Annotated in this window: 21 protein-coding genes, 2 pseudogenes and 1 other annotated feature; of the genes and pseudogenes, 4 read left to right on the top strand and 19 right to left on the bottom strand. The window is 34.5% G+C overall.

What is annotated here, in order from left to right:
* From Q0Y70_RS05635 to Q0Y70_RS05615, 5 genes are all read right to left on the bottom strand, one after another.
* A partial coding sequence (locus Q0Y70_RS05635; protein WP_297817959.1) for a hypothetical protein occupies positions 1-360 on the bottom strand: 360 nt, incomplete at its 3' end.
* Positions 361-501: 141 nt separating this feature from the next.
* Positions 502-1584: an LLM class flavin-dependent oxidoreductase gene (locus Q0Y70_RS05630; RefSeq protein ID WP_297817956.1), complete on the bottom strand. Its 1083-nt coding sequence runs from the start codon at positions 1582-1584 to the stop codon at positions 502-504.
* Between the two features lie 228 nt (positions 1585-1812).
* Positions 1813-2607, bottom strand: a complete 795-nt coding sequence (locus Q0Y70_RS05625; RefSeq protein ID WP_297817953.1) for an SDR family NAD(P)-dependent oxidoreductase — start codon at positions 2605-2607, stop codon at positions 1813-1815.
* Positions 2608-2918: 311 nt separating this feature from the next.
* Positions 2919-3404 carry a VOC family protein gene (locus Q0Y70_RS05620; RefSeq protein WP_297817950.1) on the bottom strand — a complete coding sequence of 162 codons (486 nt, stop codon included), beginning with the start codon at positions 3402-3404 and terminating at the stop codon, positions 2919-2921.
* Between the two features lie 165 nt (positions 3405-3569).
* Positions 3570-4124, bottom strand: coding sequence for a sugar O-acetyltransferase (locus Q0Y70_RS05615; RefSeq protein WP_297817947.1), 555 nt, complete (start codon positions 4122-4124; stop codon positions 3570-3572).
* A gap of 85 nt (positions 4125-4209) precedes the next feature.
* Here Q0Y70_RS05615 and Q0Y70_RS05610 point away from each other — a divergent pair, with 85 nt between their 5' ends.
* Positions 4210-4701, top strand: a complete 492-nt coding sequence (locus Q0Y70_RS05610; protein WP_297817943.1) for a MerR family transcriptional regulator — start codon at positions 4210-4212, stop codon at positions 4699-4701.
* A 40-nt stretch (positions 4702-4741) separates the two neighbouring features.
* On the opposite strand, the gene brnQ is transcribed toward Q0Y70_RS05610, so the two are convergent.
* The 10 genes and pseudogenes from brnQ to Q0Y70_RS05560 all read right to left on the bottom strand — a co-directional run bounded on the left by brnQ (position 4742) and on the right by Q0Y70_RS05560 (position 16797).
* On the bottom strand, positions 4742-6124 hold the full coding sequence (brnQ, locus tag Q0Y70_RS05605) for a branched-chain amino acid transport system II carrier protein (RefSeq protein WP_297817940.1): 1383 nt from the start codon (positions 6122-6124) through the stop codon (positions 4742-4744).
* Between the two features lie 55 nt (positions 6125-6179).
* Positions 6180-6422, bottom strand: a binding site (T-box leader).
* 83 nt (positions 6423-6505) lie between these two features.
* Positions 6506-9013: an excinuclease ABC subunit UvrA gene (locus Q0Y70_RS05600; RefSeq protein WP_297817938.1), complete on the bottom strand. Its 2508-nt coding sequence runs from the start codon at positions 9011-9013 to the stop codon at positions 6506-6508.
* A 54-nt stretch (positions 9014-9067) separates the two neighbouring features.
* A complete protein-coding gene (locus tag Q0Y70_RS05595) occupies positions 9068-9994 on the bottom strand; it encodes an alpha/beta hydrolase (RefSeq protein WP_297817935.1) in 927 nt (308 codons plus the stop codon).
* A 113-nt stretch (positions 9995-10107) separates the two neighbouring features.
* Entirely contained in the window at positions 10108-10929 is an 822-nt protein-coding gene (locus Q0Y70_RS05590; RefSeq protein ID WP_297817932.1) for a MerR family transcriptional regulator, read from the bottom strand.
* 434 nt (positions 10930-11363) lie between these two features.
* A pseudogene (locus tag Q0Y70_RS05585) lies at positions 11364-12656 on the bottom strand (replication-associated recombination protein A).
* A 7-nt stretch (positions 12657-12663) separates the two neighbouring features.
* Positions 12664-13308, bottom strand: a complete 645-nt coding sequence (locus Q0Y70_RS05580; RefSeq protein WP_297817929.1) for an ABC transporter permease — start codon at positions 13306-13308, stop codon at positions 12664-12666.
* Positions 13305-14072: an ABC transporter ATP-binding protein gene (locus tag Q0Y70_RS05575; RefSeq protein WP_297817926.1), complete on the bottom strand. Its 768-nt coding sequence runs from the start codon at positions 14070-14072 to the stop codon at positions 13305-13307. The genes Q0Y70_RS05580 and Q0Y70_RS05575 overlap by 4 nt, the downstream gene beginning before the upstream one ends.
* A complete protein-coding gene (locus Q0Y70_RS05570; RefSeq protein WP_297817923.1) occupies positions 14053-14697 on the bottom strand; it encodes an ABC transporter permease in 645 nt (214 codons plus the stop codon). The genes Q0Y70_RS05575 and Q0Y70_RS05570 overlap by 20 nt, the downstream gene beginning before the upstream one ends.
* 51 nt (positions 14698-14748) lie before the next feature.
* Positions 14749-15663, bottom strand: a complete 915-nt coding sequence (locus tag Q0Y70_RS05565) for a glycine betaine ABC transporter substrate-binding protein (protein ID WP_297817920.1) — start codon at positions 15661-15663, stop codon at positions 14749-14751.
* A gap of 147 nt (positions 15664-15810) precedes the next feature.
* Positions 15811-16797 carry a zinc-binding dehydrogenase gene (locus Q0Y70_RS05560; protein ID WP_297817917.1) on the bottom strand — a complete coding sequence of 329 codons (987 nt, stop codon included), beginning with the start codon at positions 16795-16797 and terminating at the stop codon, positions 15811-15813.
* Positions 16798-17220: 423 nt separating this feature from the next.
* Here Q0Y70_RS05560 and Q0Y70_RS05555 point away from each other — a divergent pair, with 423 nt between their 5' ends.
* Positions 17221-17913 (top strand): hypothetical protein, encoded by a 693-nt coding sequence (locus Q0Y70_RS05555; protein ID WP_297817914.1) that lies wholly within the window; start codon positions 17221-17223, stop codon positions 17911-17913.
* A gap of 21 nt (positions 17914-17934) precedes the next feature.
* Here the strand turns inward: Q0Y70_RS05555 and Q0Y70_RS05550 are convergent, their stop codons facing one another.
* Positions 17935-18804 (bottom strand): aldo/keto reductase, encoded by an 870-nt coding sequence (locus tag Q0Y70_RS05550; RefSeq protein ID WP_297817911.1) that lies wholly within the window; start codon positions 18802-18804, stop codon positions 17935-17937.
* Positions 18805-18819: 15 nt separating this feature from the next.
* Positions 18820-19683, bottom strand: coding sequence for an aldo/keto reductase (locus Q0Y70_RS05545; RefSeq protein ID WP_297817908.1), 864 nt, complete (start codon positions 19681-19683; stop codon positions 18820-18822).
* A gap of 107 nt (positions 19684-19790) precedes the next feature.
* Between Q0Y70_RS05545 and Q0Y70_RS05540 the strand changes: the two genes are divergently transcribed.
* The gene (locus Q0Y70_RS05540) at positions 19791-20657 is read left to right on the top strand and encodes a LysR family transcriptional regulator (protein WP_297817905.1); all 867 of its coding nucleotides are present in this window, start codon (positions 19791-19793) and stop codon (positions 20655-20657) included.
* Between the two features lie 60 nt (positions 20658-20717).
* Here the strand turns inward: Q0Y70_RS05540 and Q0Y70_RS05535 are convergent, their stop codons facing one another.
* The gene (locus tag Q0Y70_RS05535) at positions 20718-21902 is read right to left on the bottom strand and encodes an ATP-binding protein (protein WP_297817902.1); all 1185 of its coding nucleotides are present in this window, start codon (positions 21900-21902) and stop codon (positions 20718-20720) included.
* A gap of 159 nt (positions 21903-22061) precedes the next feature.
* Positions 22062-22193: pseudogene (locus tag Q0Y70_RS05530) on the bottom strand (sugar O-acetyltransferase); the annotation flags it as partial.
* Between the two features lie 71 nt (positions 22194-22264).
* On the opposite strand from Q0Y70_RS05530, the gene ppc reads away from it, so the two are divergent.
* A complete protein-coding gene (gene ppc / locus Q0Y70_RS05525) occupies positions 22265-25003 on the top strand; it encodes a phosphoenolpyruvate carboxylase (RefSeq protein ID WP_297817899.1) in 2739 nt (912 codons plus the stop codon).
* Positions 25004-25484: the final 481 nt, after the last annotated feature.

The raw sequence follows: 25484 nt of genomic DNA, 5'->3' as shown, positions 1-25484 counted from the left end.
CATCAAAATATTAGATTCACCATATTCATTATCTTCCCATGGCATATAAATGTTTTTAATTTTTCCAGATTTGAAAATCAAGTTTACATCTACTAAATCACAGAATTCAGTTATTCGCTCGGCTAAATTGAATGGTTCCAAAGTCTCTATTGTATTAACTTTGTCCCAGTCAGCAATCATTTTAAAAGCATCACATATAAACATAGTTTCAAGTTCATCATTAGCTTCATTTTCGTAATTCCATTCATGTTTTAAATCAGAATGAACATTTACAAACCGAAAATAAGGAATGTAGTCAATCGGAATTTTTTCAGATTCACAATTTTCAAAATTAAATTGAATAGCTTTTAATTTTTCCATATTATTATGTTTCCATTCTCTTAAACTTTGCCTAGTCGTCACTTTATTATACAAAAATTTTACAATGAAACGACTTTTTAATGGAAACTGGACTTTTTACTCCAATTGAAATTCACATGGTAAATTATAATTACCGTATTATTAATCTTTCCACTTCACGTTTAAACGCTTTTTATCTTCTTTCTTCTTAAAGTATTCTTTTACTTTAGGAACAACTTCTTCACCATATATTTTAATTGCATTCATAACTTCCTCATGTGGCATTGAAGCAATTGGTAAGTGAAGATAAAATCTATTTAATCCCAGTTCTTCCATTACTTTTATTATCTTTTGAGCGACAGTCTCACTATCTCCAACAAAAATTGCACCATTTTCTCCTACTGATTCAAGATATTGCTCATAAGTCATTCCAGTCCAATGAGGTCTTTCTTTACTAATTTGATCTACAAGAAGCTTGGTTGGATAGAAATATTCTTTAATAGCACGATTTTTATCTTGATTTAACCATCCCCATGAATGGGCAGCAACTGGCATTTCACTTAAATCATGCCCAGCTTTTTTGGCTACTTCTCTATAAAGAGTAATCATTGGCTTAAAGTCCAGTGGGTTTCCACCAATAATTGCATAAACTATTGGTAATCCTAATTCAGCAGTACGAATAGTTGAATTGATACTACCACCACTTGCTACAGAAATTGGAATTGGCTTCTTACTTCGTGGATATATTCCCCTGTGATCTACCTTTGGAGTGAATTTTCCACCCTTCCAATCTAAAATTTCATGTTTATCAATTTCCAAAAGCATTAGTAACTTTTCAATAAAAAGATCGTCATAATTTTCTATATTATAGCCAAACAAATCAAAAGCTTCTGTAAATGATCCACGTCCTGCCATAATTTCTACTCTGCCAGACGCAAAAGCATCAATGGTTGCATATTGCTCATACACTCGAATTGGATCAATTGTTGGAAGATTAGTTGTTGCACTAGATAAATGAATATGCTTAGTTTTAGCTGCAGCGGCTGCTAAAACTATTTCTGGTGCTGAGACAGCAAAATCTTTTCGATGATGTTCACCGATTGCGAAAGCATCAATCTTTAGTTCATCTGCCAAAATAATTTCATCAAGCAAGTCTCGAATTCTTTGATCATGACTAATTGATTTTCCGGTTGTTTTAAGTGGCGTTGTTTCACCAAATGAAGAAATGCCTAATTCAATACTCATAATTATTTATTCCTTTCTTATCTACTTACTTTTTGTAAGTAGATAATAACATGCATCATTTTATAATTCAACCTCTGTATTGAATTTGCTTTTAGTAAAAAATCTCAATAAAATTAAGAAAAATATTTTAGAATCATTCGCCCCTCTATTATCAGCCAATTGATTTCATAATAGAAAAAAAGAAATAGTTTGTTTTTGAACATGAACAAAGCTATTTCTTTTTATTAACTATATAATTGTCGGTACCAATCCCCCATCTAATCTCAATGCTTCTCCTGAAAATGAAGATGCATAAGGACTGGCTACAAAAGTCACAAAACGACCTACCTCTTGCGGTCGAATCAATCTTTGAATTTGAGAAAGAGGACGATGATTTTTCATGAAGTCACTCTCCCATTGATCTCGTGCTAAATCCGAATCTTTATACATATCCTCAATCATTTTTTGAACACCCTCGGTCAAAGTAGATCCAGGCATAATTGTATTAACGGTTACGTGTGTGCCAATTGTTAACTTAGATAGACTCTTTGCTAAGGAGAGATTCATTGTTTTAGTTAAAGAATATTGTGGCATTTCACCTGAAGGCATTATTGCTTCTTCGCTCGCAATAAATATAATTCTTCCAAAATCTTGTTCAAGCATTTTGGGCAAATAAAACTTAGCTAAACCATTACCAGAATAAAAATTAACATCAATAAACTTTTGCCAAATATCCTCTGTAATATCGAAATAATTCATTGGCTTGAATATTCCAGTATTATTTACTAAAATATCAACTTCAGGAAACTTGTTGAATAATTCAGCTCTTTGATCTTTATTTGAAATATCAAACGGTGCACCAGCAGGATTAGTATTAGGAAATTTCTTTTTTATTTCTGCTACAACCGGATCAACTGTTTGCCTAGAACGGCCGTTAATAATCACATTAGTACCTTCTCGAGCTAATTCAATTGCTATCGCCTTACCAATTCCTTTGGTTGAGCCGGTAACTAAAGCTAATTTGCCATTTAAATCCATTTTCATAATATTATTGCTCCTATCGTATCTACTTTCTTTTTGTAAGTAATAATAGAACTTTTTTCTTTATTTAGCAATAATTTTATAGAAATGAGGCTTAGCTACTGTTAAATGCTTAATTTAAATACAAATCTCTATCTTTTTCATATAAAAACGATATTTTATAATTTGTTATAAAGCATCTACAATTAAGATACAAGTTAAAGACAAACACATCATACTGCAACTGGTTTAGGAGCAGTAATTGCAGGATATTTAGCCTATCACAACTATTTTAATGATCAAATGCAACTAAAAAATATTTAAAGAGATTGTAATCATTTATCGATGTGTCCTGTGATTTGATAAGATTTTTTCGTAAACTGCATCACTTCAAAATAATTACCGTCTGGATCATGAGACCAAAACTGCCAAGTTTCAGACGGTCCCTTAGTTGGCTTATCACTCATAAGTGGCAAGCCTTTTTGTTTGAATTCATTAAAAGTATCATTAATATCATCCACAGTCAGCGCAAAGTGATTAAGCCCTGTACGCGCATTCCATCTACTATCTGGTAACTGCGTTTGACTTTGCGGAAACATTTCAACAAATTGACCAGGACAGATCTCAAAATAAGCATACATAATTCGATTAGGATCGGTCTGTGCAATTTTTTGTTGTTCAGGCCGATCTGGTCGATTGAGATATTCCCTATATTTCACTAATACTAAATTCTTAAAGCCAAGTTTATTTTGGTAAAAATCGACCATTTCATCCCAATTCTTGGTAATGATGTTTACATGCATTAATGAATTAAACTTCATCTTAATCACCTACTCTAACTTTAAATGTGTACTTTCAACTGCTTGCTCAAGCACTTGCATTACTTGATCACTATGCTCTTTTGAAAGATCTCAAAAGGATATATCACATTAGCCAGGCCATTAACCTGAATAATTTCTTTCTCGTCTTCAATCATAGATCTTTTTCTAATCAAGCTTTTTAATAACTTTTGCTGGAACGCCTGCAGCCATTGAATTATCGGGAATGTCTTTAGTGACTACCGCTCCAGCCGCAATAACTACATTATTACCAATGTTTACTCCTGGACAAATAGTAACTTTGCCGCAAATCCAAACATCATTCCCAATCGTCACTGGCAACGCTTTTGATAAATGCTCACGTCGCCCTTTCGCAGTCAAAGGGTGAGTCACAGTATAAATATCTGTATTCGGACCAATCCACACATTATTACCAATCTTGACTTCTCCCACATCTAAAACTGTTAAATTGTAATTAGCTAAGAAATTATCACCAACGTGAATATTTTTACCATTATCAATTTTCAAATTACTATGAACAACTAAATTCTTTCCAGCAGAGCCAAAAATTTCGCGAGCTTTCTCTTCTTGTTTTTCAGGTTCGGTTTCAGGAATTGCATTAAATTCTTGCGCTAATTTGGCAGCTCTTAACTTTCTCTCCACAATCTCTGGAGCTCCAAAATTGAACCATTCTCCCTTTTCAAGTTTATCTATTTCTGACATAATTCTCCTCCATCTATTCTATTGTTTACAAAAGTAATTCTAAATCTTAAACTATGGTTTAAGTCAAAAAGAAAAGAGATTAAAAATGTATTATTCAACCAGCGAAGTATCAAAAAAGACAAAAATTCCCGCCTCTACCTTACGTTATTATGATAAACATGGTCTTTTGCCATTTGTGAGTCGAAAACAAAAAGGACAACGTATTTTTAAAGATAATGATCTTAATTTTTTAGAAGTAATCACTTGTATGAAAAAATGCGGAATGACCATTAAAGAAATCCGTAATTTTATAGATCTGTGTATGCAAGGAGATTCAACTTTAGATACACGTTATAACCTGCTTGAAGAAGAAGAAAAACGTGTAAGTGAAAAAATTGAAGAGCTCCAAAAGCAACGAGACTTTCTACACTATAAAATGTGGTATTTTAAAACTGCACTGCAAGCTGGTAGCGAAGATATTCATATGATTGAAACTAGTGAAGGTAAACGTGTAGATCCCGATATTCACGAGCAATATCAAGCAGCAATTAAAAATTGTCACAACATAAATGATTTAATTAGACAATCAAAAGACTGATAGTCTTTCGTTAAAGAGAAAAACCATCAGTCTTTATTTTTTATTCACTTAATTCGTCAACCACTTGCGTAGATTTTTTATTTCTCACATAGTGAACAACTAATCCGATTACTGCCCCTCCTAATGCAGGAACAAGCCATGACAAGCCCATATTAGCTAATGGCAAAGCATTTCTCAAGTTGGCTACTGTTAAACCAAAACTACTTTGACTAACTACGCTTGGGAAGGCAACTACCATGTCGCCTAAAGCTGGTACAACTGTGAATAAGATTACAAAGAAGTATACCACACCATCTTTATTAAATAATGGTGAACATACAGATAGAAGGATCAAAACCATTGATAATGGGTATAAGAACATAAGCATTGGGGTTGACCAAGCAATGATTTGATCCAAACCAAAGTTAGCAGTTAAAAATGATGCTAAACAGCTAAGTGCAAGCCAAGCATGGTAGCTAACTTTAGGAAAGTGTTTGTGGAAATCTTGAGCAAAAGCTGCAACTAAGCCTACTGCAGTAGTCAAACAAGTAACAGTTAGTAAAAATGCAAGCAGCGCTTGGCCAAAGACGCCGCCATATTCGTTAACGATTTGGTTGAAAGCCACACCACCGTTGTCAGAAACTTTAAAGTGACCTAATGACATTGCCCCCATTAAGATTAATAATAAGTAGATTAATCCAATTGCAGCAACAGCCATTACACCAGATTTAGCAACGACTTTTGAAATACTTTTTTCATCTTTTTGACCCATTGAGCGAACTGCGGTAACTACCGTTACCCCAAAAGCAAGTCCTGCCAAAGCATCCATTGTGTTGTAACCTTCTAAAAAGCCATTAACTAGAGCTGAATGTTTATAAGCTTCAGTAACAGGCGCTGTTTGAGGATTGCCAAGTGGATTTAAAAAGGCAACCACGAAAACTAAAAATAATAATGCTAAAAATAAGGGATTCAAAACCTTACCTACATTAGATAAGATATTGTTTTCATGATAAGAAAATGCAAAAGCAGCGACAAAAAATAAAGCAGAAAATACTAGCAAAGAAGTTGACTGCATATTCTTAGGCACAAATGGAGCAACCCCAACTGTAAACGATACAGTTGCAGTTCTTGGAGTACCAAATAAGGGACCGATTGTTGCATGGATTAAAACCATGAAGACTACTGCAAAGCCAGCTCCAAGTGGCTTACCAATATCATAAACACCTTCGGAGCGAGTGATTGCAACTGCTAAAACTGAGAGCAGTGGAAGCAATACCCCAGTGATCAAAAATCCAACTGCTGCAGTTCCCCAATTGCTACCAGCAAGCTGTCCTAAATGAAGTGGGAAAATTAAGTTTCCTGCTCCAAAAAATAATCCAAATAGCAAGGAAGCAACAACTAAATATTCCTTCCAGGTCAATTTACGAGATGTAGGGTCTTTCATTTTTCTTCCTCCTGAAATTCTGACAACAAAAAATCCCTCAGTCAAAATCAATTGACTGAGGGACGCATGAGCGTGGTACCACCCTTTATTTATATTACTATCACTAGCAATACCTTTCGCGTACGGCAAAATAGCGATACGCAGGCACTATAATGGGTGCTCCCACTATCTCTTACTTAACGATTAAGAAATAGAACTCGAAAGTGATTTTTACTTAATTTTAGATTTATCTTCTTCCACCTGACAAGACTCGCTGTTAACTAAGAATTAAGCTACTCTTCTTTCTCTTTGTTTTCAGATTAATTAAATTTTATAATAATTATTTTAATTAATTTGTTATTCTTGTCAAGACAAAAATGATATTTTTCTTAATATTATTCTTTAGCGATTAAATTGCTTCCAATAATCTGCTAAATATTCTACTGTCAAACTTTGTGGATCCTTAATCAACTCAAGCGGTCTGCCGGCTGCAACAAGTCGACCACCATTTTCACCACCACGTGGACCTAAATCTAGCATATAATCCGCGTTCACAATCAAGTTAAGATCATGAGTTATTGTGATAATTGTTGCTCCTTGATCAAGCAATTTTTGCATAACATGAACTAGTACCTTTACATCTAAGGGATGCAACCCAATAGTTGGTTCATCAAAAACAAATAACGTATCATCTTGTTTTTGACTTAAATGAGTTACCAATTTTAATCTTTGAGCTTCACCACCAGATAAAGTCGGTGTACTTTCGCCTAGATGCAAATAGTCCAATCCAACTTCTTTAAGTAATTCTAAGTCACGTTCAATTTTTGGTACTTTTTTAAAAATTGGCAGAGCTTCATTTATATCTAAATTAAGGACATCAACTATTGAAAGATCATGCCACTTAACCTTTTGAATTTCTTGATTATAACGAGCCCCATAACATGTGGGACAAGTTTGCTGCATGTCAGGTAAGAATTGAATATCTAATGTAACAATTCCTGTTCCTCCACAAGTAGGACAAGCTCCCTCTTTATTATTGTAAGAAAAATAACTCGGCGTATAATGCTTTTCTTTTGCTAATGGCTGACGCGCAAATAATTTACGCAAATTATCCATGATTGAAGTATAGGTAGCAACTGTAGAACGGGTACTTTTACCAATGGGAGAAGCATCAACACTTACGACATGATGGACTGGGGATTTAAAATTTTTAACTTGCTTGGGTAAAGCATCTCCTTTATCTTGATCCTTAATTGCAGGCACCAATGAATCCAAAATTAAACTAGTTTTTCCCGCACCTGAAAATCCAGTTACAGCTGTAATTTGATTTACGGGAATGCCAGCCTTAATGTCTTTTAAGTTAAAGTAATCATCAACTTCAAAAGTGATCTGTTCAGAATTAACTTTATCGCTGACTTTGCGAGCCATTAAATTAGCTTTTCCATCTAAATAAGGGGCAATTAATGATTGGGGATCTTTTTCAACTTCGCTAGGAGTTCCTTGATCTAAAATTTCTCCACCTGCTTCACCAGAGCCTGGTCCAATTTCAATGATTTCATCAGCTGCTTTAATAATATCCACATTATGATCTACAACTACTAATGAATTTCCCTGAGCAACCAATTTACGAAGAACCTTAATTAAACCGTCAACATTTGCTGGATGAAGTCCAATTGATGGCTCATCTAAAACATATAAGACACCAGTTGTTTCTGTACGTAAGGTTCTAGCAAGCTGGATTCTTTGTAATTCACCCGTTGACAAAGTATTACCAGCGCGTGCCATCGTTAAATAATCTAATCCTAAATCAAGAAGTGGCTGTAAGTTATTAATAAATTCATTGATCAAGGAACTAGCCATTTTATGCATATTTTCAGGTAAACTTGCTAAAACTTCCTTACTCCATTTAGGCAAATTCCCTAATTGCATATGTTGAACCTGATCAATATCTTTTCCATTAACTAATTGCTTAAGTAGTTCAGGGCGAAGTCGTGTACCATGGCACACCGGACAAGTGGAATAAGTGAAAAATTCTGCGATTCGTTTTTGAGCGCGTTCACTCTTACTACTTTCAGCAGAGCGAAGAACGGCCTGATGAGCATTTTCATACAAAGCATTAAAGTCATGAAAAACACGTCCAGTTCCAGATAAGAAGTCCATCTTATACTTTTTTTCTGGACCATTTAGGACGAAGTCTTTTTCCTTGTCGGTTAAATCCTTATAAGGAATATTTATTCTCACGCCTGCATGCTCAGCTACACTTGGCATAAAATTTCTGCCCGGCAAACTCCAGGAAGCTACTGCCCCATCTTCAATGGAAAGATTAGGATCTGCAATTAACTTACTTTCATTTAGCTGACGAACTTTTCCTGTACCACCGCATTCAGTACATGCACCATCCGAATTAAAAGCAAAATCTTCAGCACTTGGCACATAAAATTTTGCACCACAGGTAGGACATATAATCTGTCCCATTTCTTCGCCTGACTTAGACATTCCTTCAGCAATCTCCAAACCTGGCGCAAGACGGTGACCATTAGGACATACTGGCGAGCCTAATCGTGAAAATATTAGTCGCAAGACATTGAAAGTCTCAGTAGTTGTCCCCACTGTTGCTCGTTCATTTGGTACACTAGGACGCTGACGCAATGCTAATGCTGATGGAATATGCTTAACACTGGTCACATCAGCTTGTGCACCTTGCTTAATTCTTCTGCGCATATAAGTAGACAAGGCATCAAGATAACGCCGAGAACCTTCTTCATAAAGAATTCCCATTGCTAAACTCGACTTACCCGAACCAGAAAGTCCAGAAATTGCGACAAATTTATGAAGCGGAATATCTACATTAATATTTTTCAAATTATGGACGCGTCCACCACGTACTTCAATTTTTGTTGGTACTGCCATATTGTTTACTCTTTCTCTAATTCTTGATTATTAAAAATTGTATCTAGTCAATTACTATTTGTTTAGTAAACCATATTTTTCTAAAAATGCCTGAATATGGTTTTTATATTGTGTCTTGTACATTGGAAATGACATTGCATGCCCTGCTAGTGGGGCAATCCAAAGTTCTTTAGGGCAGTTTGCGGCTGAGTAATTTTCATATACCATTTCTGTTGGTACAAAGTGATCTTTACCACCATGAATAAAAAGAAATGGGCGAGTATTTCTTTTCAACTGCTTTACTGAAGAAGCTTGTCCGACAAAGAACCCATTTTTTATTTTATTAACAAAACTCAAAGCTTCAATTACAGGAAATTGAACAACGTGAGGAATATTAGCTAAATTGCCGGCTTGATATGTAAGTTCTTTTTTAACACTTGAATAACCGCAATCTTCAATAAATGCTTTTACTTGTGGAGGTAATTTCATTCCGCTAACCATCATCGCGGTTGCGCCGCCCATGCTTTGTCCCATCACAACGATTTGTGAATTTTCTCCAGTTCGTTTAATCACTTGATTAATCCAATTTAAAATATCTTCTTTTTCAACCCAGCCATAACCGATATACTTACCGCCACTTTCGCCATGAGCACGAGCATCAGGCAATAAAACATTAAAACCTAAATCATAAAACATCTTTGCAAAGGCGCCCATACCTTCTCCATAGCTCATAAATCCATGCAAAATAATTGCTGTCTTCTTAGAGTTATGGTTCAAATATTCAGCATGAAGTGTTAAACCTTTTTTCGTTTTTAAAAGCCAATTTTCTTTATCAAACTTATTAAACCAGACTTTATCTTCATAAAAGGGATCACTACGCATTAATTTTTTTGAATCAGGCTTTTTCTTATATGTAGTCATTGCATATTTAAAGAAATATTCGCCAACTCCTACTACCCCTGCTTCTGCTGCTAATAAGCAGGCTAATAACTTTTTATTCACTTTCAGCACTTCCAAATTATCTTAGATACAATTTTATAAAACATTACTTAATCAAGATAATCATAACCCCTACGAACGTGATTTTAAATTAAATGCGTAAGTCAAATTAAAAGTTAGTTTTTGATTTCATAAGCCAAAATACTATCTTTAGTTAGACCGAGCTTTTCAATATTCAAGCCAAGATTGTATTGCCACAAGTCATCACCTAATTGAAGCCCATTTTGACTTGCATATTCTCTAATTTTGCTAAGTCCCTTTTCAATTCCTTCACCAGTATTTTGAACTTTAACAATCACATAGTCACCATCATTTTGAGTGATAACAGGAACATTCACTTTTTGGTTATAAGATTTTTCTTTGATAATTCTAAAACCTGAATCAGCATATTTATTTCCTTGTGCCTTAGGCAAATCCGTTAAAAAGCCTGACAGCATTTTATTAGCCATCACTCCTGCACCAAGGCTTTGATAAAAACGACTATATGCAGAAGCAATCTCTTGCTCAGAACAATCAACTTTAAAATCTGAACACCAAAAACTCCTTTCAGGTAAATAGCATTTTTTCACTACATAAAAGTCCCTATTCGTTAAATGAGTATTACTTGCTTCTTTTTCTTCCAAGATTGTCAAAATCTGTTTGAGATTTTGAATTCGTAATTCAATTTTATGCTTTAAAGGTACCAATTTTTTATCTAAGGCATCAGAGCTATCATCGCTCAAATAATCCTTAATTTCTTCAACTGATAAGCCTAAATCACGCAAACCTAAGATAAAACCAATTTGGTAAAGTTGCTCATAATCATAATAGCGATAACCATTTTCAGCGATTTTCTTTGGTTTAAAAACATCTTTTTGATCATAAAAAATCAGCGTACGACGAGTTGTTCCGGCTAGACGCGCAAATTCAGAAATAGATAACAATTTTTCATCTGGCATAAAAGTTCCTCATTTCATCTTTTATAATATTATCCTAAGCTGTACATTAACGTTACAGTCAAGACGAAATTACAATTTATGATGAATCAAACTCTGATTACCACTAGCATAATGTCCCCAAGCACTATAGATAATAACTTGTCTAGTTTTTCTATCAACTGAATAAACAATTCGATTATCTTGGCTAATTCTTTTTGAATATAAACTTGGTTTTGGGGTTCGGTTTTCTAATAATTCAAAGTGATGTGTTCTAACTAGTGGGTCACTTTCTAGTTCAGAATAAATTTTACGATAAGTTTTATAAAGGCTAGCTGATTTAAGGTTCTTGATATTTTTTTTAGAATTCTTCTTTCTTTAACTTCAAACATATCTATTCTCCTTTCCGTAAAGTTCTTAATAATAAAATAGACTGTAACACAAGGTTACAGTCAAGACTAATTCTTTTCTTTAAACATTGAAATTTTCTTCAAGTTACTTTTAACAAAAGGCTGATCATAAATATATTTAAACAAAGCTTGATATTGCGCATAAAGCTTTTCTTCTCTACTATTTGGTCCGCCTTCATAATAATGCTTACCAATTAAGTCTTTCGGCATATAAGCTTGTTTAGCAATATGATGGGGCTGTTTAAACATATCTTTCATAACGCCTGCTCCTCGCATCTTGTCTGATCCTTGATAACTGCAATCACGCAAATAATCTGGCATAGGATGCAAATTGGGATGCGCAGCATCTTTAGAAGCTTGATAATATGCTTGCATCACTGAATCTGACTTAGGTGCAATCGAAAGCATAATCGTAGCCATTGCTAGATGCGTAGACGCTCTGGGTAAGCCAATTTCTAAAGCTGTATTACACAGATTGATAACTTGATTTATTTTTTCTGGATCAGCTAGTCCCACATCAAGAGCAGCTGAGTCCTTTAATCTTCTCGCAACTGATTCTAAATCTCCAGATTGCAAAATAACTGCTAGATAATACAATGCCGCATCAGCATCAGAACCTTCAATTGAATCAGAGAAAGCGGAAATATAATCATAATGTTGAGTAGCATCTTTATCATAAGAAAAGTGCTGATTTTTGGCAAAATTGACTATTTTATCCATTGTCAAATTATCTGGATACATTGCATACAAGGTATCTAAAATATTCAATGATACTCTTACATCCCCATTACCGCAATTAGCTATTGCATGAGCTTCATCATTTTCTAACCTAAAATCCAAGTGTTTCTTAGCGGCTTTGATTAAAACCGGTTCAATATCTGAGGCCTTAATTGGTTTAAATTCAAATATCTGACAGCGTGAGCGAATTGCCGGCTGAATAGCCATAATCGTATTTTCAGTCGTTGTTCCTACCAACAAAATATGCCCATTTTCAAAATATGGTAAAATTTAATCTTGAATTGGCTTAGTCAAACGATGAATTTCATCTAACAACAAAACAAAACTTTCATTAGGATGTAATTTGATCAATGCCTGCAGCTGACTTTTATTTTGGATTGAGGCATTGAATTTTTCAAAAGGAACTTTTAACATATTCGCCATTACATGAGCTAAGGTGGTTTTACCGCATCCAGGTGGACCCCATAAAAGCAAACTTATTGAAACATGGTTATTTATTATTTGATAAAGTGGTTTACCTGGAGCTAAAAGATGGCTTTGTCCAATCATTTCGTTTAAGCTATTTGGCCGCATTAAATCTGCTAAAGGTTGTTTAAAAGTCATTGCAGTCTCACCTACCTGTTTTTTCAACTTCCCACCAATCGGAGATCATGATATTTTCTAGTAATTTCAAAATAATAATACAGATTAGAGTTAGAGCTACAGTTAAAATTGTTCCCCATAAAATTGGTACTACTCGACCTGTTTGTAGGCCTTCGAATAAAAGATCACCTAATCCCCCTGCACTAATCGTTGAAGCAATCGTAGCAATAGCCATTGTTGAAGCTAAAGCAACTTGTAAGCCTGAAAAAATCGCAGGCAATGCTAGTGGCAGTTGTACTCTAGTAAAAACCTGCGTATTAGTCATCCCTACTCCTTTAGCAACCTCAAGATAATTAGTATTAATATTTCTAATTCCCGTAATAAAGGTTCTTAATAAGACATACTCGCTGTAAAAGGCTAATACAATAATTGCACTCGTTTCTCCCAACCCAGTAACTGGAATCAGCAATGCAAAGAACGCATAACTTGGTACTGAATATAATAATGAAAAAATATAGATCAATAGATTTAGCCAATTCTTTTTTCTTAAAAAGATAGCGATTAAAATAGTCGCAATTACTAATGCAATTAAAAGTGAGGTTAAAACCATCTGTGCATGTTGAATCGTTAAGTTAATCATGCGAGTTGAGTTTTCTTGCCAATATTGAATCATTTCAACCCCTCCCACAGTTTTTGATTTGTACGAACCGTATCAATTAAGTTTTTAACATATTCACTAGCTGGATGATTTACTACCTCCTGAGCACTAGCAAATTGTTCAATTTTCCCTCGATTCATCACCATCACGCGATCACCTAAGTAAAGAGCTTCATTGATATCGTGAGTTACAAAAAAGAAAGTTTTCTCTTTCAATTGTTGATGCAGTTTTTTTACTTCAACTTGTAATTTTTGACGGGTAATTGCGTCTAAAGCGGAAAAAGGTTCATCAAAAAGCATAATTGGAGGATTAGTAGCTAAGGCGCGTGCTACGCCTACTCTTTGTTGCTGTCCACCAGACAATTGAGCTGGGTATCTTTTAGCAAAGTCAGCATTGTGTAAGCCTACCATTTCGAGTAATTCGCCAACTCGTGAACTGATCTTTTCTTGTTTCCAACCTAAAAGCTTGGGCGTGATTGCGATATTTTGAGCAATCGTCATGTGAGGAAAAAGTCCGATTGATTGAACTACGTATCCAATATGTCTGCGAAGATCAACTAAATTAGTATTTTTTAAGTCTTTACCATTCACAACAATTTCACCAGTAGTAGGTTGTTCTAATCCATTAATCATCTTTAAGGTAGTCGTCTTACCTGAACCAGATGAACCTAAAACGGTAACGAACTCGCCTTGATTAATTGAAAATGTTATATCAGGAATCACTTCATTTTTGCCAAAATTTTTCTTCACATGATTAAATTTAATAATTTCGTTGGTCATCGTTTCTCACCTTTTTAATAATTAGATCGAAAATAAACATTGCTATTAAGGATAGTAAGGCTACGCTAACGCCGCCAATTACTATATATTGCATCTTATATAGGCCTAATCCTGTCATGATCAACTGACCTAGTCCACCAGCACCAATATATGTGGCCAAACTTGCACTAGCGATCACTTCGACAAGAGCTAACTTGATCCCATTGAGAATAAAAGGCAATGCTAGTGGTAATGATATTTGTTTTAATAATTGCCCATTAGTCATCCCTAGCGAAAGGCCCACTTCTTCTAAATCAACAGGTACTTCATTAAAGCCTAGAATCGTATTCACGACTAACGGTGGCAAAGCAAGCACAACCAACGCAATTAAAGCAGGACCAATACCGGTTCCGATGAAAGGAATCAAGATAAAAAGAAACGCTAAACTAGGAATAATACGTAAAATCTGGGCAAAACTTTCACAAAATATTGCTACTCCTCTGTTCTTAGAGCCTAAGTAGCCCACAGGCAGTGCGATGATTAATGCAATAGTTAATGAAGAAAAGCTAAGAAAAAGATGTTGCCCTACTTCTTGCCAATATTCACCAGAATTCGTTTGAAAATATTGGATAATTTGAGTAACCATATAAACCTTCCTTATGACAAAAAGATTCAGTGCTCACTGAATCCTTTTAGATTAATAATTTTTATCAAGCCAATTGCGAGCTACAATTTGATAATTTTGACCGTCCACATCAACTTTTTTATTCAACCGTGTTAGTTCCTTAGTTGTAAGCTTGGCATCAATCTTATTTAAGATCTTCTTAATTCCAGGATCTGTTTTTAAAGTCTTTTGTCTAACCAGTGGAACCAAATTATATGCAGGCCAGAAATTTTTATTATCCTTCAATACAAAGTAGTCTTTAGTAGCAAGTTGACCTTCGGTAGTAGAAGCTGGAGTAATATCACCATCACCACGTGCTAAAACTTTGTATTTCAAACTTGGATCGTAAACCTTTTCACTCTTGAAGTTGAATTTGCCATAAACTTTTTCAAGTCCTGGAATACCATCTTCACGTTTGTCAAACTCACCTTGGGAAGCAAAACGAATCTTGTTAGCTTTCTTTTGTAAATCAGAAATAGTTTTTATGCCGTATTTTTTAGCAATTGAACTTTTAATTGCAATTCCCTGAGCATCTGAACCAGGTGCATAGCTTAACGTTGCCAAGTTTTGTTTAGCCATACCCTCCTGGGCTATTTTGGCAATTTGAGCCGGGGTTTTTCCAACAATATGTTCCTTCAAATAAGTCATTGCAATCGTACCCGTATATTCAGGATAAATATCAATTTGACCAGATTTAATTGCTTGATAGACGACTGAGCTGGAAATATTAGGCTTAGTCTTAACGTTATAACCAGCTTGCTTTAAGGCGTCAGCATAAATCTGCATAACGATTTTACTTTCGGTAAAGTTTTTTGAACCGATCGTAATCGGCGTTTGATTCTTAGCTGTATTATTTTGTTTATTGCCTTTAGGCCAAACTAGCGCAGCAATAACAGCGATAATTACAACGATAACAGCTATGATTGACCATTTTTTCTTTTTGTTCATATTTGCCTCACTTATATATTCTTAATTTCGTTAATAAGAATATTGTGTGACGCAAGGACACAGTCAAGCAAAATGGCAAAAAAATACACCGAATTTTATAATTCGATGTATTTCTTCCTTGTTTCTAATAATTTATAATGCTTTCAGCTAGTTGAGCACTACAACATGCTTACCACTAAACTTACCTGATTCAAGGTTGGCTTGCGCCTTTCCCACTTCTTCAAGACCATGGTAAACGTGAGCAATTGGCAAAACTAATTTCTTTTCTTCGATTAACTTAAGAACATGATCAAATTCTTGAGCAGGCAAATCTTTAGCTTCACCAGCATAACTAGTTAAATATACTCCACTAGGAATCATAAATGGTGAGAAGTTATTTAAAGTCCATTGACCACCTAAAGCACCAGTGAAACAACAATAACCGCCTTGTTTAAGGAAACCTATATCTTCAAACAAAGTGCTAAAGCCAACTAACTCTAAGACCTTATCAACTTGAGGTGTAATTTTCTTTATACTCTTCTCGAAGTTTTTATCATCTAAAACTGGATAATCAATTCCAAGCTTCTTCATTGTATCTAACTTTTCAGGATTTCTAGTAGTCGCAATAACTTTAGCTCCCATGTGATGAGCCAAAATTGAAGCAGTTAAACCAACTGTTGAAGAACCACCACGAACTAAAAGCCAATCACCTTTTGTAATATGAAGACCTTCAGTGATTGAACCGTATGCTGTTTGAAGCATTTCAGGAAGTGCACCAATCGTTGCCCAATCAAGATTACTATCAAATGGAATAAGATTACTTTCTTTTATCAAAGCATATTGAGCATAAGAACCATCAATACTGCGGCCCATGCCACCCATCATGGTGATAACCTTTTGACCAACTTTAAACTTGGAGCCTTCATAAGTCTTGGCAATAACACCGACGCCCTCTATACCTAAAATACGTGGAAATTTAAAGTCAGGATCAGACTCACCTTTGCGACTTGTAACTTCTGACTCATTAACACCAAAGGCTTTAATTTGAATTAAATCATAACCTTTTTTTACTTCAGGAACATCAACTTGACTAACTTTTAATTCATCGGCTTTACAAGGTTTAGTTAAGACAACTGCTTTCATTTTTTCTGTCATTCTGATTTCTCCTTTGTTAGAAACTCACTATTGCAACTATAAGCTGTACATTTACGTCACAGTCAATAATAAATTTGAATTTTTCGAGTTATAATCCGATATACAGGCCTGCAAAAAAACATCAGATAAAAAAAGAGACATGTTGCTTAAAACATGCCTCTTTACTAGAACATATGGAGATTATTCTTGCGGATGAGATGTAATGCCTATTTTCTTTTCAAATTCTTCCAAAGTCATGGCTTCGCGTAAATCTTCATTGTTAGCTCCCTTTTATGTAATTACTATCGTTTAATATTAAGTATACTAGAACTTTTAAAAATCGAAGAAATAAAACCGTACAGCTCTTCCATCAAAAGTTGATACGCAAACATTTGACTGTAACTTGAGATCATATCATAAATATAGAAAAAGCGACGAATAACGATGAAATTAGAAGAAACTATTTTTAACAAATATCAACCAAATTTTCAAAAACTACTCACCTATGGATTTACTAAAAATAAAAACACCTATTGTTATCAAAAGAATTTCTTTAATAATAAATTTCAAGCCAAGATCATAGTCACTAATAATACTGTCGATGGTAAAGTAATTGATTTAGATATTAATGAGGAATACTTGCTAGTTCATTCGATTCAGACAGGTAAATTTATCGATGAGGTTCGCAATGATTACGTTAAGATTTTGAAAGATGTTCGCAAACATTGTTTTAAACAGATCAGCTTCTATCCAGATGGTCTGAATCACTATTGGTTGATTCCAGCTAATCCAAGTTATTTTGATATTATGAATGCTTTTAATGATACAGATAATATCATTTGGAAACAAAGTACTAAGATCAGACCAGGAGATATTGTCTTTATGTATGTTGGCTCCCCTGTTTCCGCAATTATTCATCAATGTAAAGTGGTGGAAGCGAACATTCCGTATGACTACCAAGATAAAAATTTAAAAATCACGCATGTGATGCGAATTCAGCGGATTGTTTCTTACCCTAAAGACGAGTTTACTTTTAAAAAACTAGCTAATTATGATGTACGCGCTATTCGTGGCCCACGTCATGTTCCAAAAAAGTTGTTAAAGGATTTACTAAAAAAGCATCAAGCCGCTAGCTAGATGCTCAATTAATCTATAATCTTATCTTCTCAATTGCTTCAAACTTGAACCAAAGATTTGTTCAATTGTAGTTGGGTCATGGTGGTCAAAGAATTGACTGACGTTCTTGTCTAGCTCCGCAATTTTCTTCATATCGTCATCACTTAATTCAAAGTCAAAGACATCGATGTTTTCTTTTTGACGAACATCGTGAACTGATTTTGGTATAACAATGATGCCACGTTGAATGAGCCAGCGCAAAATTACTTGTCCATTTGACTTACTATACTTTTCCCCAATTTCGTGGAGAACTTGGTTAGTGAAAATACTATCTTTTCCTTCCGCAAATGGAGCCCATGCTTCAACAGCTATATTATCCTTTTGATTCCATTTAACTTCGGGTTCACGTTGGAACCATGGGTTAACTTCGATTTGGTTGATGGCAGGTTTTACATTGTTCATCAATTGCAGATTCATCACTTGATCAGGCCAGAAGTTTGAAACACCGATTGACTTAATTTTACCAGCTTTTTGTGCATCTTCTAAAGCACGCCAAGCACCAGTTACATCACCATAAGCTTGATGTAAAAGCATTAAGTCAAGGTAATCAGTACCTAATTCTTTAAGATCATTATCAATGGCTTTAGTTGCTTTCTCATAAGTAAAGTTGGAAACCCATAATTTAGTAGTTAAAAAGATGTCGTCACGATTTATATTACTGTTTTTAATTGCATCCCCCACTGCTGCTTGATTGTTGTAAGCTTCTGCAGTATCGATTAAACGATATCCATTAGCAATTGCCAATTCAATAGCCTTTACTGCTTCGTCATGGTCTGGAATTTGGAATACACCAAAACCTAATTGAGGAATTTTATTACCATCATTTAATTTTAAAGTTGGAATTTGTACCATAATATTTCTCCTCATTTAATCATTGGCATGCACGTCAAAAGCACCCAGTAACATATCAGCTATACCTGCTGCATCTGGATCATGCATCCCTTTGCCCTTATCAAGTCCACGAATTGCATCCATTTCATCACTAGTCAATTCAAAGTCAAAAATATCTTTGTTTGATTTAATTCTTGCTTCATGAACAGACTTAGGAAATACGATTACGCCTTCTTGGTGTTCAAAACGCAAGATTACTTGTCCCACATCTTTGCTATATTTTTCAGCAATTTTATTTAAAACTGGTTCTTTAAACAAATCATGATTGCCTTGTCCAAGTGGTGCCCAAGCTTCTAAAGTAATACCGTTTTCAGCCATAATCTTACGAAGTGATCTTTGTTGGAAGTATGGATTAAATTCGACTTGGTTAACTGAAGGAACATTTTCCTTAAAAATATCTTCCCATTTATGCCAAATTTTTGGTGTTACATTAGAAATACCAATTGAATGAATCTTGCCAGCTTTTTTAGCTTCAACCATTGTGCGCCAAGCTTCGTCAACCTTGCCATATGGCTGGTGAATTAAGTAAAGGTCAATGTAGTCTAAGCCAAGCTTTTCTAAGGAAGTGTCAATTGCCATCTTGGCATCTTCATAAGCGTAATCTTGCAACCACATTTTCGAAGTTACCCAAATTTGATCACGAGGGATGCCACTATCGTGGATTGCGTTGCCCACTTCTTGTTCGTTGAAGTAAGCAACCGCAGTATCAATATGACGATAACCAAGTTTTAAAGCTTCACTCACTGCATCATAAGTTGAACCATCTGCTGGAATTTTGAATACACCGAAACCAATTGCAGGAATATTATTACCATCGTTTAATTTGAAAGTCTCTACCATATTTTTCTCCTATTCTTTAACTTACAAATAATATGGTAAGCAGAAACGAATATTTTGAAAATTCAAAATGGAGTATGGTAGTATACGCTTAGCGTAAGGTGATAACAATGATTGACAATTATCTATTAGAAGAACTCGTAGCATTTAACAAGTACAAAACTTTAGCCCAAACAGCTGAACATCTAGGCTTGTCCCAACCTGCAATCACACGCGGAACTAAAAAGTTGGAGCAAGAGCTGGGACTTCAATTGTTTGAACGGATGCCTAATAAAATCACATTAAACGAAACGGGCAAATTTGCAGCACAAAAAGCAGCTGAAGTCTTGACGGTTAATCAAAACTTCACTAAAGAAGTTCAAAATTTTGACCAAAGTCAAAAAGAAATTTCGGTAGCTTCCGTAGCTCCTGGTCCGTTAGTGCTGCTCGACAAGTTAAGTCAAAAAGGTCTTAGAATAGAAAATGAACTACTGGCCAATAAGAATATCGCCCAACTCCTACTTGATCAGCAATATACAGTTGTTTTTACAAATGAGGCTCTTAAAGACAAAAATATAGCTTCTTCTTATCTAGGAATGGAATCTCTCATTGTAAATTTAAATGAATTTACTCCGCTAGCTAATAAGAAAAATGTCACTTTTAAGGAACTGCAAGGGATGAGCTTTGTTGTCTTGCAGCAAATCGGTATTTGGCGCGATCTGATTCAAGAACAGATTCCTGATGCCAAATTTCTTTATCAGAATAACCGTAATGACTTTGATGAAATCAAGAACTATTCTATCTTTCCTTATTTCACCACCAATATTTCTCGCATTAATCGTGTTTGGCAAAAACAAGAAATGACCGACCGTCGTCCGGTAAAAATTGCTGATAAAGTTGCAACAATGACATTTTATGCTAATTACTTAACTAAAAATAAAAATCGACTTATGCCACTGATCACGTCTTTGCAAGACATTTGGGCAAAAGTCGATTAACCAATAATTTATAATCTAAATAATAAGTGGCATATTACCTTTTAAAAATAAATTTATTTTTTACTCCAATAACCAATCGATTACGTTTTTTTGTGTAATTCCGTTATCATCATAACTTCCAGGATCTTCAGTCAGCAAAATTTTAGGATAATTATCTTTAACTTCTAAAAATGGAGCAATTTCTCGTTTATAAGTTTTTTCATCTTGGACAGTTAAACTAACCTGATAATACTCTCTTACACCATCATGAATTGCTACAAAATCAATTTCTTTCGTACCTAGACTGCCAACATATACTTCATATCCCCGTCTCTTAAGTTCCAGATATACAATATTTTCAAGTCTACTTCCCATATTAGGACGTTTTTGCCCTAATAATGCCCGTCTTAAAGCAGGATCAACTGGATAATATTTACTATTTATTTGTAAATACTTTTTGCCAACAATGTCAAAACGATTACATTGATAGAAGAGATATGAATTTACTAATTTTTCTAAATATGAAAGTACGGTAATTGTCGAAGTTTTCAGATTATTAGACGTCAGAGTATTAGCAATTTTGGTTGGTGTAACTAAGCTCCCATTTGCCTCAGTTAAAAATGCAGCAATTGCTTCTAATAATGTAGCATTTCCCCGTTTTACTCTGGCCAAAATATCTTTGATCAAAACAGTATTCACAACACCTTGAATATATGAAATATAAGTATTATCATCTTGCAATTCCGTTGCAAAGGGAAATCCACCCCGATTCAAAAAATGAGTAAAAGATTCTTGTTTTGTCAAATCAGGAACTGTTTGCACATACTCTTTAAAAGAATATGGATAAACAGGAATTTCAATATATCGTCCTGAAAGTAGAGTAGCTAATTCACCTGAGAGCATGAAAGCATTTGAACCTGTAATATATAAATCAACGTTTTTTTTAATAAATAAACTATCTACAGCTTTTTCGAAATTAGGAATATCTTGTATTTCATCAAGAAATATATAGTTCATTTTATTCGGCATTAATCGATCATTGATATGATTAAAAAGATCCAAATAGTTTTTTATTTCTGCTAGGCCTAAATCTTCAAAATTTAAGGTCTGTATTTGAGTATCATCTACTCCTTCTTTTAATAATTGATGTCGAAACAGTTGCAGAATGGTAGATTTGCCAGATCTTCTCACACCGGTTAAAACTTTTATAATTTGTTTGTCGCGTAATTTTTCTAATTGATTTAAATAAGTGGGTCTTGGTATCATTATTAGTTCCTTCAAAATAATTTAAGTTAAATTAAATTACATATATATTTTATCACTTAATTCAAGTTAACTTAAATTAGATAATAGATTTAATACATAATTTAAGTTAACTTATATATTAAGAAAGGTTAGGCAATATGAAAATTACCTAACCTTTTTCTAATTCATATATTGATCAATTGCCTCTTGCGAAATTGGCTTTCCATCATAAAATTTATCATCTTCTGCAGTGATTTCTCGTAAAACTCTTACAGGGCGACCAACTGCAATTACATTAGCTGGAATATCTTTTTCTTATATCCATTTTTGGTCATTTCATGGTATCGTATTCTTGATACAAATAAAATGAAAGGAAATCAGATATGACTTTTACAAAATTAGAAAATAGCAGTGACCAAGCTGTTGTTGCTGAAGAAGTCAAAATCTTGACTGATTTATTGAATAAATCAACATCAGAATTAATTGGCGAGAAAGCTTTTGCTAAAATTCAAAGCCTCATCAAAATCTCTGCACAAAAAGATTATTCAGAACTTGAAAACCAAATCGCCGCTCTAAGTAACCAAGAAATGATTGTTGTTGCACGTTATTTTGCAACATTACCACTTTTAATCAATATTTCGGAAGATGTTGAGCTTGCTAGCAAAGTTAACTTATTCAATAATACTGATAAAGATTATCTAGGAAAACTAGACGATACAATTGACCTTGTTGCACAAAAAGACAATGCTAAAAGAATCTTAGAAAACGTAAATGTAGTACCAGTTTTAACTGCTCACCCAACCCAAATTCAAAGAAAGACAGTACTTGAATTAACTGATAGAATTCATCATTTATTGCGTAGTTTTCGTGAAGTGAAAAACGGCACTATCAATAAACAAGAATGGCTACAGCAATTACGTGCAAATATTGAAATTTTAATGCAAACTGACATTATCCGTGGTCACAAACTAAAAGTTGATAATGAAATTACCAATGTTTTAGCCTATTATCCTAAAGCTTTAATTCCAGCGATTACTAAATTTACTACCCGCTATAAACAATTAGCTAAAAAGCACAAACTTGAGCTCACCCACACAACCCCAATTACAATGGGAATGTGGATTGGCGGCGACCGGGATGGAAATCCTTTTGTAACTGCTCATACTTTAGAATTGAGTGCTACATTGCAAAGCCAAGTGATCTTTGAATATTACTTAAAGCAAATAAAGACACTTTACCGTGCAATTTCAATGTCAACTTCTTATATGCAGCCTTCCGCTAAAGTTGAAGAGCTTTCCAAACTTTCTAATGATAACTCACCATTTAGAACTAATGAACCATATAGACGTGCCTTTTACTATATTGAAAGTCGTTTAGTTCATACAGAAAAAGAGCTTTTAGGTATTATTGATAAAAGTAATTTCTTAAAAGAACATGATTTAAAAAATTTAGAAGATATTCCAATCTATAAGGATCCCCAAGAATTTAAAGAAGATCTAGAAATTATTAAAGCTTCGCTTGTACAAGATCATGATAAGGCTATTGTTCAAAGTTACTTCACTGAATTATTGGAAGCAATTGATGTTTTCGGCTTCTACTTAGCTACAATCGACATGCGACAAGATTCTAGCGTAAACGAAGCTTGCGTTGCTGAATTACTTAAAAATGCTGGAATTTGTGATCATTATAGTGAACTAAATGAAAAAGAAAAGATTGATCTTTTATTAAATGAGCTAAATAACGATCCACGTAATCTTCATTCTAATAACCGTCCTAAATCCGAACTCTTGCAAAAAGAACTAAAAATTTACAAAACTGCACGTCAGCTAAAAGATCGCTTAGGTGAAAATGTTATTAAGCAGCATATTATTTCTCACACCGAAAGTGTTTCCGATATGCTCGAACAAGCAATCATGCTTAAAGAATACGACTTAGTTGATAATAATAGTGCTCGCATTCAAGTTGTTCCATTATTTGAAACTGTTGAAGATTTGCAAAATGCTCGTGAAATTATGACCGAGTATTTAAATTTTGATATTGTCAAAAAATGGCTTGCTTCTCAAAATCACTATCAAGAAATTATGCTTGGCTATTCTGATTCAAACAAAGATGGTGGTTATTTAGCTTCATGTTGGAATTTATATAAAGCTCAAAAAGATTTGACTGCAATCGGTGAAAAACTCGGCGTCAAAATTACCTTCATGCATGGTCGCGGCGGCACTGTCGGGCGCGGTGGTGGTCCATCATATCAAGCCATTACTGCTCAGCCATTTAAATCTATTAATGACCGCATCCGGATGACTGAACAAGGTGAAATTATCCAAAACAAGTATGGCAACAAAGATACTGCCTACTACAACTTAGAAATGTTAGCCTCTGCTGCAATTGATCGTATGGTCTCAAAACAAGCTGTCAGTGAGGAACATATTGCAGAATTTCGTGCTTCTATGGATGAAATTGTAGAACAAAGCAATAAGGTTTACCGTAAACTTGTTTTTGAAACACCTGCTTTTCTCAACTACTTCTTCCAAGCAACTCCAATCAAAGAAATTTCAAGTTTGAATATTGGCTCACGTCCCGCATCTCGTAAGAAATTAACTGACTTTTCTGGCTTAAGGGCTATTCCTTGGGTCTTTTCTTGGTCACAATCTAGAGTGATGTTTCCAGGCTGGTACGGTGTAGGATCTGCCTTCAAGCATTTTATAGACAAAGATCCAAATAATTTAAAAGAATTACAAGAGATGTATCAAGGTTGGCCATTCTTCCATTCTTTAATGTCAAATGTTGACATGGTTTTATCTAAATCAAATATGGAAATTGCCAGACAATACGCTGACCTTTGCGAAGATGAGGACTCAAAAAAGGTCTTTGACACAATTTATCAAGAATGGAAACTTACTAAGAAAGTTATCTTGCAGATTGAAGGCCACGATAAGTTGTTAGCAGACTCACCACTGCTGGCCCAAAGTTTAGATTACCGGATGCCTTACTTCAACATTTTGAACTACATCCAAATTGAAATGATTAAACGTAATCGTGAAGATGAACTCCAAGGTGTGTTTGAAAGCATCATTCCAATTACCATCAATGGTGTCGCTTCTGGCTTACGTAATTCGGGATAGAAAATATTGATCAAATACAAAAGAGATAGATTTACGTTTTGAGAGTGATATGAACCCCGAAATTCTTGTCCGAATTTCGGGGTTTTTATTTATGTCTAAATTATCTAATTTAAAATAGAAATTCCGTATGCTAAGTTTTTTATCAAGACGATAAAAAAGAATACAGTCAATTGCTTAATTATTCAATTATGCCCTACTTCACAACAAATTTAACTCAAATAGATGATTTATGGGGAAAAGGGCTTCCTGAAGATAGAGTTACTGTGCCAATCTCGGATGAAATCGCACACCAAAAGTTTTATGCTTGTTTTTTGAAGAAAAATGAAAGTAGAGTTGAATCATTAATCGAAAAATTACAAGATAAGTGGGAAACGGTAGATGATCTGTCTCTTATACACATCTGACGCTGCCGACGAAGGCTTAGGTGTAGATCTCGGTGGGCGGCGGGTGCGTAAGACGGGGGGGGGGGGGGGGGGGGGGG

Origin of the sequence: uncultured Lactobacillus sp., from assembly GCF_947367085.1 — a bacterium.
GTDB lineage: Bacteria > Bacillota > Bacilli > Lactobacillales > Lactobacillaceae > Lactobacillus.
Note: the sequence above shows the minus strand (reverse complement) of the source record. Positions and strands in the feature narration are given on the sequence as shown.